We start from the raw sequence: 14289 nt of genomic DNA on the forward strand, positions 1-14289 counted from the left end.
CCGTTGCAGTCGAGTGCCGCCGCCAAAATGACCGGACGTAGGACGTCCCTTGTGTGCGGCGACCTTAGGGTTCGTCTCACAGAGCGTCAAGGGACGGCGCATGAACACTTCGCGGATGAACGGGATTTCGGCTCCCCTCCTGGCGCCGCCGGTCCGTCGAAGGATGCAGTGGGTGCCTCTTGATCTCGTTCGCCGGGCCGAGGATCCGTCAGACCGGCGCCCTTACGTTGAGGTTGTCCGCTGACACCCCACGACGAAGGACACGGCACGCGATGACCAAGGCCCTCAAGCATCTCCTCGAAGGGAGCGTCACCCTCGTCGTCGGACTGGCGCTGTGGCTGTTCACCGGGGACGTCGAGCTCCCCGTCGTGACCCTCACCAAAATCGGGGTCGTGATGATGTGCTGGGGCGGCGCCCAACTGCTCTTCGGCTCGTACCTGGGCCTGGCCGGGCAACGCTCGAAGAGCTGAGGCGTTCGAAGCCCCTCAATGGAGTGAGGCCGCCCCGATACGCCCCCGCCGCCCCGCACGCCACGGCAGGATCCGGATGCCATGGACGCCGTACGGGTCGCGCTGCTGCGCGACATGCTCGCCGGGACCGAGTGGCTCCGGGCCACCCGCCGGTTCGCCGGCTCCCTGCGGGCCTCGGTCGGGCCCCGCGGGGGCGGGCTGCTGCTGGTGGGCAGCGAGGAGTACGAACCCTGGCACCTGGCCGCGCACCTCGACGACGAGGCCGCCTGGTCCGGCCTGCCCGAGCTCTCCCCCACCCTCGTACGCCACCGGATCCCGCACGGCGCGGCCCCCGCCCACCTGTCCGTCGGCCTCGACCGGCTGGAGTGCGCCCGACGCGGCGAGACCCTGCTCGTGGTCGCCCCGGACGACCCGGGGCCCGGCCTGCTGGAGCGGGTGCACGACGCCCGCCGAAGCGGGGCCACCGTGCTCGCCCTCGACGCCGGCCACGCCGACCTCCACGCCCTGGCCCACGACGCGCTGGCCGCCCCCACCGACGCGGACGTCGGCCTGGACACCCTCCAGCACCTCGTCAGCGCGGCCGCCGGAGATCCCGGCCTTCCCACCCCCCGCACCCGCCACCGCTTCCACGACCGCCTCGCCCGACTGGCCGACCGGCTGACGGCCCCGCCACCGGCGCCCTGGTGAGTACGGACCCTGGCGCAAAGAAATCAGTTGCGAAGAAATCGGTTGTCGGCGGCTCTCGCGGCGCCTGACCATGTCCCCTTGTGACCGACGATCAGCATCCCCCTCCTCCGGGGGCGCGGCGGCGCGCCCTGCTGCCCGATCTCGCGCCCTGGCGCTCCTCCCGCGACTTCCGCCTGATCTGGACCGCGGGCCTGGTGACCTCCTTCGGCAGCTTCCTGACCATGGTGGCGCTGCCGCTGCAGATCAAGGAGTTGACGGGGTCGGCCCTCGCCGTCGGCGCGATCGGCGCGGTCGAGCTGGTGCCGCTCATCGTCTTCGGCCTGTACGGCGGGGCGCTCGCCGACGCCGTCGACCGCCGGAAGCTGATCCTGCTCACCGAGGTGGGCCTCGGCCTGCTGTCGGCGCTGCTGCTCGCCAACAGCCTGCTGCCCGACCCCATGCTGTGGCCGCTGTATGTCGTGGCCGCCCTGACCAGCGCGCTCACCGGGCTGCAGCGCCCGGCCCTCGACTCGATCACGGTCCGTATCGTCCCGCACGACCAGCTCACCGCGGCCGCCGCGCTGAGCTCGCTCCGCTGGCAGCTGTCCGCCGTCGCGGGCCCCTCGCTCGCGGGCATCGTCGTCGCGTACGCCGGGCTGCCCTTCGCCTACGGCCTGGACCTGCTGACCTTCACCGTCTCGGTCCTCCTCGGGCTCGGCCTCGCGCCTGCGGCGCCCGCCCACGACGCGGAGAAGCCGTCGCTGCGGGCGATCGCCGAGGGTGCGCGCTACGCCTGGCGGCGCAAGGAGCTGCTGGGCACGTACGCGGTGGACATGGCGGCCATGCTGTTCGCCTTCCCGAACGCGATCTTCCCCTTTCTCGCCGACGAGTTGGACGCGCCCTGGTCGCTCGGGCTGATGTACGCGGCCGGGTCGGTCGGCTCCATCATGGTGAGCGTGACCAGCGGCTGGGCCTCCCGGGTGCACCGGCACGGCCGGATGGTCGTGCTGAGCGCGGCACTGTGGGGCGCGGCGATGGCCGTGGCGGGATGGCTGCCGAACGTATGGCTGGTGCTGCTGTGCCTGGTGGTGGCCGGTGGGGCGGACATGGTCAGCGGGCTGTTCCGCTCGACGATGTGGAACCAGACGATCCCCGACGAGCTGCGGGGGCGGCTGGCGGGCATCGAGCTGCTGTCGTACGCGACGGGGCCGCAGCTGGGGCAGGTCCGGGCCGGGGGTATGGCCGGGCTGGTGGGGGTGCGGGCCTCGGTGTGGACGGGCGGGCTGGCGTGCGTCGCGTCGATCGGGCTGCTGGCGCTGGCCCTGCCGAAGCTCATGGCGTACGACGCGAGGACGGACGAGCACGCGCGGCGCGTCCGCGAGCGGCGCGAGGCGCCGACCGCGACGGCGGCGTAGCCCGCGGCGCGGCTTCGGCAGCCTCAGGAGCAGGGCCGCGGCGGGGCCCGGTGCGCCGCGGCAGGGCACGGGTACGCGGCTCCGGCGGGTCCGGCGCGGCCCGCGGGTCGTCCGGGCACGGCCCCAACGGGGCCCGCGTTGCGGCTCCGCCGCACCGTCGGCCCGCTGTGGTCAGCCGCTGTCCCGTGTGCCCTCGCCCCGCGTGGGCTCGTCGCGCCATCGGGGGTCGGTCTCCCACTCGGCGTTCCGCTCCGCGGTCAGCTCCACCGCGTGTTCGGCCTCGGTGCGGCTCGGGTACGGCCCCAGCCGGTCGGCCGCCCGGCATTCCGGGCCCTCCTCGACCTTCTGGTGCCTGATGCAGTAGTACCACTCGCCCGGCTTCCCCACGGTCCGCTTCTTGAACAGCGCCATCGCGGCCTCCCTCCCTGTTCCCTCCACTTTCCCGCCATGCTGCCCGATGCGCCGCCGATACACTCGCTGACATGTCTGGCCAGTCGCTTCTTGTCCCGGGAAAGCTTTCCCCCTCCCGCGCCGTCCCCGCCTCCATCCCCCGCCCCGAGTACGTCGGCAAAGAGGGCCCGACGCCGTATACGGGGTCCGAGGTCCAGGACGCCGAAACGATCGAGCGGATGCGCATCGCGGGGCGGATCGCCGCGCGCGCGATGGCGGAGGCCGCGAGCCGGATCGCGCCGGGGGTCACCACGGACGAGCTGGACCGGGTGGCGCATGAGTTCCTGTGCGACCACGGCGCGTACCCCTCGACGCTGGGCTACCGCGGCTTCCCCAAGTCGCTGTGCTCCTCCGTCAACGAGGTCATCTGCCACGGGATCCCGGACTCGACCGTGCTGCGCGACGGCGACATCGTGAACCTCGATGTGACCGCGTACATCGGCGGCGTGCACGGCGACACCAACGCCACGTATCTGTGCGGCGAGGTGGACGAGGAGTCGCGGCTGCTCGTGGAGCGCACCCGGGAGTCCCTCAACCGCGCGATCAAGGCGGTCAAGCCGGGCCGCCGCATCAACATCATCGGCCGCGTGATCGAGTCGTACGCCAAGCGCTTCGGCTACGGCGTGGTCCGCGACTTCACCGGCCACGGCATCAACTCGGCGTTCCACTCCGGCCTGATCGTTCCGCACTACGACAGCCCGCATCACACCACCGAGATCAAGCCCGGGATGACCTTCACGATCGAGCCGATGCTGACGCTGGGCAGCTACGAGTACGACATGTGGGACGACGGCTGGACGGTCGTGACCAAGGACCGGAAGCGGACGGCCCAGTTCGAACACACGCTCGTGGTGACCGAGACCGGCGCGGAGATTCTGACCCTCCCGTAGGGCCGTATTGCCGATTTTTTACTCTTAGCTTACGGATTCTTGGGGCTGAGCTGGAGTCGGGTAGGTAAGCCTCAGTTAAGTTAGGGCGGCCTATCCAGCCCCGTCTCGACATGTCGCCATGCCGGCATGCTGCCCGATCTCGACTGGAGTCCGTTTATGAGAGCCGCCCGCTCTTCCGCCGTCACCGCCATCGCGGCGGTGGCCTCGCTGGCCGCCGTGTCCGGCTGCGCCGAGAAGTCCGACGCCAAGGGCTCCGACGCGATCCTGATCACGGCGTCCAACGACAAGTGCGAGGTCTCCAAGACCAAGTTCCCGGCCGGACACGTCAAGCTGGCGGTGGAGAACAAGGGCTCCAAGGTCACCGAGGTGTACGTCTACGCGCCCGGCGACCGGATCGTCACCGAGCGGGAGAACATCGGCTCCGGCCTCAAGGCCAACATCACCGCCGAGATCAAGGCGGGCACCTACGAGATCGCCTGCAAGCCCGGCATGAAGGGCCGCGGCATCCGGCAGAAGGTGACCGTGACCGGCGGCAAGGTCGCCAAGCGGAATCCGAAGCTGGACAAGGCGGTGGCCGACTACCGCGCCTATGCCCAGGCGCAGGCCGACGAGACACTGCCGAAGGCGCAGGCGTTCGCGGACGCGGTCAAGAAGGGCGACCTGGACGCCGCCAGGAAGGCGTACGCGCCCTCACGCGTCGGCTGGGAGCGCACCGAGCCGGTCGCCGAGTCCTTCGGCGACATCGACCCGAAGGTCGACATCCGCGAGGACGGCCTGGCCAAGGGCCAGAAGTGGACCGGCTGGCACCGGCTCGAGAAGTCCCTGTGGAAGGACAACAAGATCACCGCCGAGGACAAGACCCTCGCGGACCAGCTGATCGCGGACCTCAAGGACTGGCAGAAGCGGGTCGGCACGGCGGAGATCACCCCCACCGGCATGGCCAACGGCGCCAAGGAACTGCTCGACGAGGTACAGACCGGCAAGGTCACCGGCGAGGAGGAGCGCTACAGCCACACAGACCTGGTCGACTTCGAGGGCAATGTCGATGGCGCCGAGAAGTCATACCAGCTGCTCAAGCCGGTCGCCTCGCAGAACAGCCCGGCCCTGACCAAGGACCTGGACAAGCAGTTCGCGGCGGTGAAGAAGCTCCTCGACAAGTACCGCGAGGGCGACGGGTTCGTGTCGTACGACACCGTCGACGAGGCCAAGCGCAAGGAGCTGTCGGACGCGGTCAACGCCCTGGCCGAGCCGCTGTCCAAGCTCGCCGCGGCCGTGGCGAAGTAAGGGCGCGCCGACCATGACCGACCAGTCCACGCCCGACCAGTCCGTGAGCGACCAATCCGTGAGCGACCAGTCCACGCCCGAACCGTCCATGGATGACGAGGGACCCCGGGCCGGCGAGCCCGCTTCCGCGCGCCGTACCGCCCCCTCGCGCCGCGCGCTGCTCGGCTGGGGCGGCGCCGGGCTCGCGCTCGGCGCCGCCGCCGGCGGGGGCGCCGCGGTGGCCCTCGGCGGCTCCGACGCGGCCGCCCAGCCGGTGGCCGACAGCGGGGCCGCGGTGCCCTTCTACGGCGCGCACCAGGCCGGGATCGCCACCGCCGTGCAGGACCGGCTGCACTTCGCGGCCTTCGACGTCACCACCGACGACCGCGACGAGCTGATCGCGCTCCTGAAGGAGTGGACCAAGGCGGCCGCCCGGATGACGCAGGGCCACGCGGTCGGCGGCGGCGCCGTCGGCGGGCTCGCCGAGGCCCCGCCGGACGACACCGGCGAGGCGCTGGGGCTCAAGCCGTCCCGGCTGACCCTGACCGTGGGCTTCGGGCCGACCCTCTTCAAGGACAAGAAGGGCAAGGACCGCTTCGGCCTCGCCGGGCGCCGCCCGGAGGCCCTGATCGACCTGCCCGCCTTCCCCGGCGACAACCTGGACGCGGCGCGCAGCGGCGGCGACCTGTGCGTCCAGGCGTGCGCGGACGACCCGCAGGTGGCGGTGCACGCGATCCGCAACCTGGCCCGTATCGGCATGGGCAAGGTCGCGATCCGCTGGTCGCAGCTGGGCTTCGGCAAGACGTCCTCGACCACGCCGGACGCGCAGACCCCGCGCAACATGATGGGGTTCAAGGACGGCACCCGGAACATCGCGGGCACCGACTCCGCGGCCCTGGACAAGCATGTGTGGGTGGGGGCCAAGACGGGCCCCGAGTGGCTGGCCGGCGGCTCGTACGTGGTCGCCCGCCGCATCCGGATGCACATCGAGACCTGGGACCGCACCTCCCTCAAGGAGCAGGAGGACGTCTTCGGGCGCACCAAGGGCGAGGGCGCGCCCATCGGCAAGCCGCGCGAGCGCGACGAGCCGAACCTGAAGGCGATGCTGCCCACCGCACATGTCCGCCTCGCCCACCCGGACTCCAACAGCGGGGCGCGGATCCTGCGCCGCGGCTACTCCTTCACCGACGGTACGGACGGCCTGGGGCGGCTGGAAGCGGGGCTGTTCTTCCTCGCGTACCAGCGGGACGTGCGGCAGGGGTTCGTGCCCGTGCAGCAGCGACTGGCGCAGAGCGACGCGCTCAACGAGTACATCCAGCACGTGGGTTCGGCGCTGTTCGCCGTCCCGCCGGGCGTCCGCGACGCGGACGACTGGTGGGGACGGGCGCTGTTCAGCTGAGCGAACCGCGGAGAGAAGAGAGAGGCCAACCTCGTGTTCGGCAACTACCTGGTCGGGCTGCGCGAAGGGCTGGAAGCCAGCCTGGTCGTCTGCATCCTCGTCGCGTATCTGGTCAAGACCGACCGCAAGAAGGCGCTGCGCCCGGTCTGGCTGGGCATCGGCGTCGCGGTCACGGTGAGCCTGGCGTTCGGCGCGGCGCTGCAGTTCGGCTCGCAGGAGCTGACCTTCGAGGCGCAGGAGGCGCTGGGCGGCTCGCTGTCGATCCTCGCGGTCGGCCTGGTGACCTGGATGGTGTTCTGGATGCGGCGCACCGCCCGGCACTTGAAGGCCGAACTGCACGGCAAGCTGGACGCGGCGCTCGCGATGGGCACCGGCGCGCTGGTGGTGACCGCCTTCCTGGCGGTGGGCCGCGAGGGCCTGGAGACCGCGCTGTTCGTGTGGGCGGCGGTGCAGGCCGGCAACGACGGCACACCGCGGCCGCTGATCGGGGCGGCGCTGGGGCTGCTCACCGCGGTGCTGCTGGGCTGGCTGTTCTACCGCGGCGCGCTGAAGATCAACCTGGCGAAGTTCTTCACCTGGACCGGCGGCATGCTGGTCGTCGTGGCGGCGGGCGTGCTCGCGTACGGCTTCCACGACCTGCAGGAGGCGGAGTTCGTCCCCGGCCTGCACAGCCTGGCCTTCGACATCAGCGGGACCATCCCGCCGGACTCCTGGTACGGCACCCTGCTCAAGGGCGTCTTCAACTTCCAGCCGGATCCGACCGTTCTCCAGGTCTCGGTGTGGCTGCTGTATCTGGTCCCCACGCTCGCCTTCTTCCTGGTCCCCGGTAGGGTTGCGCCGTCCAGAGCAGTCCCGAAGGAGCCCACGCCCCATGACACGCAGGACGCGCAGGTCACAGCGTCGGCAGAGCGCAGTTCCGAAAGCCGCGGCAGCGGCGGCGGTGGCGGTCACGCTGGCGATGACGCTGACAGGCTGCATGACGGTGCACGGCGAGCGGGAGAACATCCCGTCCGTCGCGAAGGATGAGGCGCCGAAGGCGCTCAAGCGGTTCCTGGACACCTACAACAAGTCCTACCGCGAGCTGGATCCGGCGCTGGCGAACCAGGTCCAGACCGGCCCGCTGCTGGACATCAGCGCGGCCGACCTGAAGGCACAGCACGCCGACAAGCCCGGCGGGAACCCCGAATACCCGCCGCTGAAGCTCAACGACGCGCACTACGTCATACCCAAGCAGGTCGGCTGGCCGAAGTTCTTCGTCGCGGACACCAAGAGCAACCGCGACGACAACCGCTGGCTGCTGGTCTTCACCCGAGGCGGCGCGGACGAGCCGTGGAAGGCCGCGTATCTGTCCCTCCTCAGCCAGGACGAGGTGCCCGACTTCGACGTCGACAAGGACGGCTGGGCGAAGCCCGTGCCGGCCGAGGGGGCCACGCCCAAGCTGGCGGCCGAGCCGGACAAGCTCAGCGCCGAGTACACCGACTATCTGATGAACGGCAAGGGTGAGGTCTTCGCGGACGGCCAGGCGACGTCGGGGCTGCGGACCTCGCGGAAGAAGTTCCTGCGCACCCCGAAGTTCTGGACCGAGTACATCGACACAGCCGCGGCGGGCGCCCGCTACGCCCCGGTGGGGCTGCGCCTGAGCGACGGCGGGGCGCTGGTCTTCTTCACCTCCCACCACCGGCAGAAGCAGACCATGGCCAAGGGCTACCGGCCCAACCCCACCCCGCAGATCAAGGCACTGATGACCGGCGAGGCGAAGAAGTCGGTGACCTTGACGCGGGTGGCGGAGTCGGCGGTACGGGTCCCGGCGAAGGACGCGGCGGACCCGAAGGTGGTGTTCCTCAACCGGCTGGAGGGCGTGACGGCGGCGAAGGGCGAGTAAGGCCCGCTCCGCCGGTGGTGAGCGTGGCCCCGGCCGGCGTCACGGTCGGGTCGGCATCACCGTACGGTCGGCGTACGGCCCCGTCACCGTACGGTCGGCGTCACCGTACGGTCGGCGTCACCGTACGGTCGGCGTGCCGCCCCCTCACCGTCCTATCGGCCAGGCGTGCGACTCGTGCTCGTGCCCCTCGTCCGCCAACCGGGCGCACGCGTCGGTCAGCGACTCCAGCAGTGACAGCGGGTCAGGCAGCGGCCGCTCCGGCCCGAGGAGCCAGGCCACCCGGCCGTCCCCCGGCAGCCGAGCGGGGGGCAGGAGCACATAGCTGCCCCGGCAGTGCCAGCGCAGCCCGGGATGCTCGTCCATCGTCTCGGGGTGGCAGTCCAGCTCGCACGGCCACCACTCGTCCTCGTCCTCCGGCGTGCCGCGGGTGGCCGTGAAGAACAGCATGCGGCCCTGCCCCCGCGCATGGTCGGCGCTGGTGGTGGCGACCGGCCCGACCTCGACACCGGCCTCGCCGAGCCGCTCCAGGGCCGGCCGGCCGGCGGCCACGGGCACATCCAGCACGTCATGGGCGATGCCCGTGGCGGTGATGAAGTTCGCCTCGGAGTCGCTCCGCAGCCACCGCGCGACCTTCTCCGGGTCGGTGGTCGCCTGCGTCTGCCAGGCGAAGGAGACGGGGTGCCGGGCCGGGGTCGGACAGCCGATGCGGTCACAGGAACAGCCGTAGCCGGAGGGGTAGGCCGCAGGCGCGAGCGGGAACCCGGCGGCGGCAGCGGCCATGAGCAGATCCTCGCGGGCATCGGCCGCGCCCGTCCCCGTGCCTGTGTCGCCGCCCGCTCCGCTCCGCGGTCGGCGCAGCCACTGGGAGAACCTGCCCTTGCGTTCCATCTACCGCCTCGCTTCCCCACCGGTACGGCCGGATACCCAGCCAATGCTGCCACCATCCTGCTCCGGAGGTGGCCGGTGTCCGCATCCGGGGTGCCCAGGACCCCCCTCTGGGTGCGGATATCAGGCATAACCGAACTGGCGCCCCTAGCGTTCCCTTTATGGTCACGAGGTCTCTACTGACCGGTATAGCGGTCCTCACCCTGTCCGTGCCGGCCGCTGTGCCGGCCACCGCACCGGCCGCCGTGCCGACCGCCGTGCCGACCCTCCCGGCCGGGCGGCGCGACGGGTCCCCGACCGCCGATTCGCTCCCGCCGATCACCTACGTGGCGCACCGCGGCGGCGCCCTGGAAGTCCCCGAGAACAGCATGTCCGGCCTGACCACCGCCTACGAACGCGCCGCCGCCCAGGTCCTGGACTTCGACACCAGGATGCTGCGGGACGGCACGCTCGTGGTGATGCACGACGCGACGCTGGACCGTACGACGTACTCGACCGGCCCCGTGAAGTCGCTCACCGCCGCCCAGTGGCGGACCATACGGCTACGGCCGGGCTCCCGGCTGCCCGGCCTGTGGCTGCCCGAGACGCCGCCGACCGTCGGCGAGGCGCTGGACCGCTTCGGCGGGCGCAGGGTGCTGATGGTGGAGGCGAAGGACCCCGACAGCCTGCCCCACCTGTCCGCGATGATCCACGCGCGCGGCCTGACCCGCTCCGTCTTCGTCAACACCAACCACCTCCGCGTGGCCCGGCAGGCCCACCGGATGGGGCTGCTGACACAGCTGTGGCGCTCGGCCCTGCAGCTGCGCAAGGACCGGCCGCGCACATGGCGGGGGTTCGTGGATCTGCTGGACGTGGACTACCAGGCGCGGAAGAAGGACCTGCGGCGGGCGGTGGCCTCCGGCATCCGCCGGGTGTGGGCCCACACCGTGAACACGCCCGAGGCGCGGGACCGCATGCTGCGGCTGGGCTGCGGCGGCATCATCACGGACGCGCCGACGCTGCTGACGCGGACCGCGCGCTGATCTTGCGGATCAGCTCTCGCTGATCACCTCTTGAGAATCCCCCGCAGCGCCGTCTCCACCACCGCGTCCGCGTACTCATGGGTGAGCGGACGGGTGCGCAGCAGCCAGCAGTGGGTCAGCGGGCCGCACACCAGCTCGACGACGACGCTCGGGTCGACGTCCCGCGCGACCTGCCCTGCGTCCTGGGCGGCCCGCAGCCGCTCGGCGAGCAGCCGCAGCCCCGGCTCCAGGACCCGGGCGACGAAGTGGGCGCCGAGCTCGGGGTTCACCAGGCCCTCGGCGGTCAGCGCGCGGGCCGGCAGGTCGTACGCGGGCGCGTTCATCTGGTCGACGGCCGCCCGCAGCACGAGCTTGAGGTCCGCCTCGAGGTCCCCCGTATCCGGCAGCGCGGGCTCGCCGCCCTCGGGCGTCTCCCCCTGGGCGGTGAAGGCGTCGAGCAGCACCGCGGCCTTGGAGGGCCACCAGCGGTAGATCGTCTGCTTGCCGACCCCGGCGCGGGCCGCGATGGCCTCGACGGTGAGCCGGGGGTAGCCCATCTCGCCGATGAGCTCCAGGGCGGCGCCGAGGATCGCCCGGCGTGAGCGTTCGCTGCGGCGGGCGGAGTCGGGCGCTGCTTTGTCGGCCATGGCGGACAACCTATCGACCCCGAAACCATCCATTCGGCTCATGCCCCGCGCGGGCGCCGGGGCGCACCATATGTCCAGGACCGCGTACGACGATCCGTACGGGCCTGCAATCCCGTGAGGAGCCATCCTTGTCCTTGCGTACCCCTGAGCGCCGCGCCACCGCGCGCCGCTATCTGATGTGTCCGCCGACCCACTTCCGGGTCACCTACTCCATCAACCCCTGGATGGACCCGGCCAAGCCCGTGGACCTCCCGCTCGCGCTCGCCCAATGGGAGGACCTGCGCGACCGCTACCGCTCCCTCGGCCACACCGTCGAGGAACTCGCGCCCCGGCCCGACCTCCCCGACATGGTGTACGCGGCGAACGGCGCCACCGTCGTCGACGGCCGCGTCCTCGGCGCCCGCTTCGCCCACCCCGAACGCACCGGCGAGGCGGCGGCCCACCTGGAGTGGTTCCGCGCCCACGGCTACGCGGCGGTGGGCGAGCCCGAGCACGTCAACGAGGGCGAGGGCGACTTCGCCGTGACCGCGTCCTGGCTGCTGGCGGGCCGCGGCTTCCGCAGCAGCCCGCTTTCGCACCTCGAGGCGCAGGAGTTCTTCGGCCGCCCGGTGATCGGCCTAGATCTCGTCGATCCGCGCTACTACCACCTCGACACGGCGCTGTGCGTGCTCGACGACACGACGGACACGGAGATCATGTACTACCCCGGCGCCTTCTCCCCGGGCAGCCGGGCCGCGCTCGGCCGCCTCTTCCCCGACGCGATCATCGCCACGGAGCCGGACGCCTCGGCCCTCGGGCTCAACGCGGTCAGCGACGGCCACCATGTCGTACTCCCCCAGGCAGCGGCCGGACTCTTCGGCCCCCTGCGCGAGCGGGGCTACGAGCCGATCGCGATGGACCTGAGCGAGCTGCTCAAGGGCGGCGGCAGTGTGAAGTGCTGCACGCAGGAACTCCGAGATCCGGGCCGCTAGCCCGGGTGGCCCGCGCGCCCGGCCCCCGCCGGAGTGCTGCCGCCGCACCAGCGCCCGGGCCGCCGCCCGCGCTGGGCCGGAGGCCCGCGCGGCCAGGGCTGGGCCGGGCCCGGCAGCGGGCCCGGCAGCGGGCAGCGGCCCAAGGCCCGGGTCGCCGGGGCGGGGCGTCGACCGGGCACCGGCCGCCCTTCCCCGGCGCTGGCCGCCCGTCCCCCACCGGGGCGGCCGGAGCCCCTGCCGGAGCGCTGGCGCCACGCCCAGCGCCCGGGCCCGGGAAGACCACCGCCGAACCGGGCGGTGGCCCGCAGGCCCAGGCAGCCGGGTTTGGGCCGGGCCCGGCAGCAGGTCCGGCGCGGGCGGCGGCCCAAGGCCCGGATCGCCGGGACGGTTCGTCGATCGGGCCCCGCTGGGGCGGCCGAAACCCCCGCCCGGAGCGCTGGCGCCACCCCCAGAACCCGGCGCCGGGCCGGAGGCCCAGGCGGCCGGAGCGGCCGAACCCGGCGGCGGGTTACGGAAGCAGGTGACGGGGCGGGCACCCGGTACACCGCTTCCGCAGCGGCGGGACCAACCCGCTGGCGCGAGCCAGGGCACTGCCGACCGCACAGCGCAGGAGCACACCGCCGCGCCCGCGCGGACGGGGCGCGGCCGGGCCTTCGGGTGCTCCGGGCCGCTAAGGGCCTGCCGCGTGGGCGGTAAACTTTGGCGGATGCACGCCCCCGCCGCCGAAGACGCCCGCACGGGCGAGACGTTGCGCGCCGCGCTCGCTGGTCTGCTCGATGGGCTGCCGGCCCGGCAGGCCGCCCAGGCCACGGGGCGGCTGATCGAGAACTACCGGGGGCGGACGCCGACCGACGCGCCTGTGCTGCGCGACCGGTCCGACGTCGTCGCCTACGCGGCGTATCGGATGCCCGCGACCTTCGAGGCCGTGCGCTCCGCGCTGGCCGCTTTCCGGGCGGGGGCGCCGGGGTGGAGTCCGGCCTCCCATGTCGACATCGGCGGTGGCACCGGCGCGGCCACCTGGGCGACCGCCGCGGCTTGGCCGGACGGCGGCCGGGCCACCACCGTGCTGGACTGGGCCGAGCCCGCGCTGGCGCTCGGCCAAGAGCTGGCCCGTGGCGGGGGCGTCGAGGCGCTGCGGGAGGTGCGCTGGCAGCGGCAGGCGATCGGCGACGGGCTGTTCCTCCCCGATGGGACCGACCTGGTCACCGTCTCCTATGTGCTCGGCGAGCTCACCGCCGCCGACCGCCGCGCCGTCGTCGACGCGGCGGCCCGGGCCGCTCAGGCCGTGGTGCTGATCGAGCCCGGCACCCCGGACGGCTACCTCCGCATCCGCGAGGCGCGGGATCGGCTGCTGGCGGCGGGGCTGCGCGTGGTGGCCCCGTGCCCGCACAGCGCACAGTGCCCGATCGAGCCGGGCGCGGACTGGTGCCACTTCGCGGCCCGGGTCAGCCGGTCATCGCTGCACCGGCAGGTGAAGGGCGGTTCGCTGCCGTACGAGGACGAGAAGTTCGCGTACGTCGCGGCGGCCCGCTTCCCCACCGCGCTCGCGGACGCCCGCGTGGTGCGTCGCCCGCAGCTCCGCAAGGGCCAGGTGCTGCTCGACCTGTGCGCCCCGGAGGGGCTGCGCCGCGAGACCGTCACCAAGCGCCAGGGCCCCCGCTACCGCGCGGCCCGCGACGCCGACTGGGGCGACGCCTGGCCGGCTGCCACGGGCGAGGGGGACACCGCCAGCCCGACCCAATGACCCATTTGCCGGAATAACCTCACCTCCGAGGCACACCTACCGCAATCGACCAGACACGCACGGAAATGGAACCGGGGTGCGGCCGAACCTGCCGGACCATTAACCTCCCCCGAAGACGGCGTGTACACCACAACAGTCGAATGCCTTCCGGGGGGAAATGTGTCATTCAAAGAGGAATGGGCTCAACTGCGGTCCGACGCGATACAGCAGTCAGACACCCACATGCGTCTCAACCAACTGCACAGCCGCCCGACGAGCGGCGGCCGGGGCGACCTCAGCGTGCACGCGAAGGACCTGGCCGCCATCGGAGACGCCGCCTTCACGCTGTACGGGCGCCTCGAAAAGGACGGCGAGCACGCGAAGGTGGCCAGCGGCAAGGCGGCCAAGGACCTGACGGACGACTTCGCCGTCGGATCAGCGCTCACCGATGTCGTCGAGAAGTGGAAGAAGCAGGTCGATTCCCTTCTGGAGGCGTGCGCCCATATCTCGAACCACCTCGACTACACACAAAAGGCGCATGCGGGGGACGAGTACCACATCGCCACCTCACTGAGCATCTCCAAAATCGACGAGAACTTCCGCTAGGGGCGCCGCGCATGAAGTTCG

At 72.2% G+C, this 14289-nt stretch carries 15 protein-coding genes; 12 read left to right on the plus strand and 3 right to left on the minus strand.

Features of this window, described 5'->3' with window-relative positions:
* Positions 1-272 precede the first annotated feature (272 nt).
* From PV419_RS38105 to PV419_RS38115, 3 genes are all read left to right on the plus strand, one after another.
* Positions 273-470 (plus strand): DUF5708 family protein, encoded by a 198-nt coding sequence (locus PV419_RS38105; RefSeq protein ID WP_319696873.1) that lies wholly within the window; start codon positions 273-275, stop codon positions 468-470.
* A gap of 81 nt (positions 471-551) precedes the next feature.
* The gene (locus PV419_RS38110) at positions 552-1157 is read left to right on the plus strand and encodes a hypothetical protein (protein WP_319696875.1); all 606 of its coding nucleotides are present in this window, start codon (positions 552-554) and stop codon (positions 1155-1157) included.
* Positions 1158-1237: 80 nt separating this feature from the next.
* Positions 1238-2551: an MFS transporter gene (locus PV419_RS38115; RefSeq protein WP_319696876.1), complete on the plus strand. Its 1314-nt coding sequence runs from the start codon at positions 1238-1240 to the stop codon at positions 2549-2551.
* 171 nt (positions 2552-2722) lie between these two features.
* Here PV419_RS38115 and PV419_RS38120 read toward each other — a convergent pair whose 3' ends face one another.
* Complete coding sequence (locus PV419_RS38120; RefSeq protein WP_319696878.1) at positions 2723-2962, minus strand: hypothetical protein; 240 nt, start codon at positions 2960-2962, stop codon at positions 2723-2725.
* A gap of 71 nt (positions 2963-3033) precedes the next feature.
* Here PV419_RS38120 and map point away from each other — a divergent pair, with 71 nt between their 5' ends.
* The 5 genes from map to PV419_RS38145 all read left to right on the plus strand — a co-directional run bounded on the left by map (position 3034) and on the right by PV419_RS38145 (position 8435).
* Positions 3034-3891 carry a type I methionyl aminopeptidase gene (gene map / locus PV419_RS38125; protein WP_319696879.1) on the plus strand — a complete coding sequence of 286 codons (858 nt, stop codon included), beginning with the start codon at positions 3034-3036 and terminating at the stop codon, positions 3889-3891.
* Between the two features lie 156 nt (positions 3892-4047).
* On the plus strand, positions 4048-5175 hold the full coding sequence (gene efeO / locus PV419_RS38130; protein WP_319696881.1) for an iron uptake system protein EfeO: 1128 nt from the start codon (positions 4048-4050) through the stop codon (positions 5173-5175).
* 88 nt (positions 5176-5263) lie between these two features.
* Positions 5264-6553 carry an iron uptake transporter deferrochelatase/peroxidase subunit gene (efeB, locus tag PV419_RS38135; protein WP_319696996.1) on the plus strand — a complete coding sequence of 430 codons (1290 nt, stop codon included), beginning with the start codon at positions 5264-5266 and terminating at the stop codon, positions 6551-6553.
* A gap of 33 nt (positions 6554-6586) precedes the next feature.
* Positions 6587-7579 carry an iron uptake transporter permease EfeU gene (gene efeU / locus PV419_RS38140; RefSeq protein WP_319696884.1) on the plus strand — a complete coding sequence of 331 codons (993 nt, stop codon included), beginning with the start codon at positions 6587-6589 and terminating at the stop codon, positions 7577-7579.
* A complete protein-coding gene (locus PV419_RS38145; protein WP_319696886.1) occupies positions 7530-8435 on the plus strand; it encodes a hypothetical protein in 906 nt (301 codons plus the stop codon). Before efeU ends, PV419_RS38145 begins: the two co-directional genes overlap by 50 nt.
* A gap of 144 nt (positions 8436-8579) precedes the next feature.
* Here PV419_RS38145 and PV419_RS38150 read toward each other — a convergent pair whose 3' ends face one another.
* Positions 8580-9323 (minus strand): bifunctional DNA primase/polymerase, encoded by a 744-nt coding sequence (locus tag PV419_RS38150; RefSeq protein WP_319696887.1) that lies wholly within the window; start codon positions 9321-9323, stop codon positions 8580-8582.
* Between the two features lie 158 nt (positions 9324-9481).
* Here PV419_RS38150 and PV419_RS38155 point away from each other — a divergent pair, with 158 nt between their 5' ends.
* Positions 9482-10342 (plus strand): glycerophosphodiester phosphodiesterase, encoded by an 861-nt coding sequence (locus tag PV419_RS38155; RefSeq protein WP_319696889.1) that lies wholly within the window; start codon positions 9482-9484, stop codon positions 10340-10342.
* A gap of 23 nt (positions 10343-10365) precedes the next feature.
* Here PV419_RS38155 and PV419_RS38160 read toward each other — a convergent pair whose 3' ends face one another.
* The gene (locus PV419_RS38160) at positions 10366-10968 is read right to left on the minus strand and encodes a TetR/AcrR family transcriptional regulator (protein ID WP_319696891.1); all 603 of its coding nucleotides are present in this window, start codon (positions 10966-10968) and stop codon (positions 10366-10368) included.
* A gap of 176 nt (positions 10969-11144) precedes the next feature.
* On the opposite strand from PV419_RS38160, the gene ddaH reads away from it, so the two are divergent.
* The 3 genes from ddaH (at position 11145) to PV419_RS38175 (ending at position 14268) form a co-directional block, all read left to right on the plus strand.
* Complete coding sequence (gene ddaH, locus PV419_RS38165) at positions 11145-11939, plus strand: dimethylargininase (RefSeq protein WP_319696997.1); 795 nt, start codon at positions 11145-11147, stop codon at positions 11937-11939.
* Between the two features lie 706 nt (positions 11940-12645).
* Entirely contained in the window at positions 12646-13683 is a 1038-nt protein-coding gene (locus PV419_RS38170) for a small ribosomal subunit Rsm22 family protein (protein ID WP_319696893.1), read from the plus strand.
* A gap of 222 nt (positions 13684-13905) precedes the next feature.
* Positions 13906-14268, plus strand: coding sequence for a hypothetical protein (locus PV419_RS38175; protein WP_319696894.1), 363 nt, complete (start codon positions 13906-13908; stop codon positions 14266-14268).
* The last annotated feature ends 21 nt before the right edge of the window (positions 14269-14289 follow it).

Source organism: Streptomyces sp. ME19-01-6 (genome assembly GCF_033793745.1).
GTDB lineage: Bacteria > Actinomycetota > Actinomycetes > Streptomycetales > Streptomycetaceae > Streptomyces.

Coding starts and splice junctions, on each gene's coding strand:
- PV419_RS38105 (WP_319696873.1), top strand. CDS start 273: ATGACCAAGGCCCTCAAGCATCTCCTCGAAGGGAGCGTCACCCTCGTC.
- PV419_RS38110 (WP_319696875.1), top strand. CDS start 552: ATGGACGCCGTACGGGTCGCGCTGCTGCGCGACATGCTCGCCGGGACC.
- PV419_RS38120 (WP_319696878.1), bottom strand. CDS start 2,962: ATGGCGCTGTTCAAGAAGCGGACCGTGGGGAAGCCGGGCGAGTGGTAC.
- map (WP_319696879.1), top strand. CDS start 3,034: ATGTCTGGCCAGTCGCTTCTTGTCCCGGGAAAGCTTTCCCCCTCCCGC.
- efeO (WP_319696881.1), top strand. CDS start 4,048: ATGAGAGCCGCCCGCTCTTCCGCCGTCACCGCCATCGCGGCGGTGGCC.
- efeB (WP_319696996.1), top strand. CDS start 5,264: ATGGATGACGAGGGACCCCGGGCCGGCGAGCCCGCTTCCGCGCGCCGT.
- PV419_RS38145 (WP_319696886.1), top strand. CDS start 7,530: ATGACGGTGCACGGCGAGCGGGAGAACATCCCGTCCGTCGCGAAGGAT.
- PV419_RS38150 (WP_319696887.1), bottom strand. CDS start 9,323: ATGGAACGCAAGGGCAGGTTCTCCCAGTGGCTGCGCCGACCGCGGAGC.
- PV419_RS38155 (WP_319696889.1), top strand. CDS start 9,482: ATGGTCACGAGGTCTCTACTGACCGGTATAGCGGTCCTCACCCTGTCC.
- PV419_RS38160 (WP_319696891.1), bottom strand. CDS start 10,968: ATGGCCGACAAAGCAGCGCCCGACTCCGCCCGCCGCAGCGAACGCTCA.
- ddaH (WP_319696997.1), top strand. CDS start 11,145: ATGTGTCCGCCGACCCACTTCCGGGTCACCTACTCCATCAACCCCTGG.
- PV419_RS38170 (WP_319696893.1), top strand. CDS start 12,646: ATGCACGCCCCCGCCGCCGAAGACGCCCGCACGGGCGAGACGTTGCGC.
- PV419_RS38175 (WP_319696894.1), top strand. CDS start 13,906: ATGCGTCTCAACCAACTGCACAGCCGCCCGACGAGCGGCGGCCGGGGC.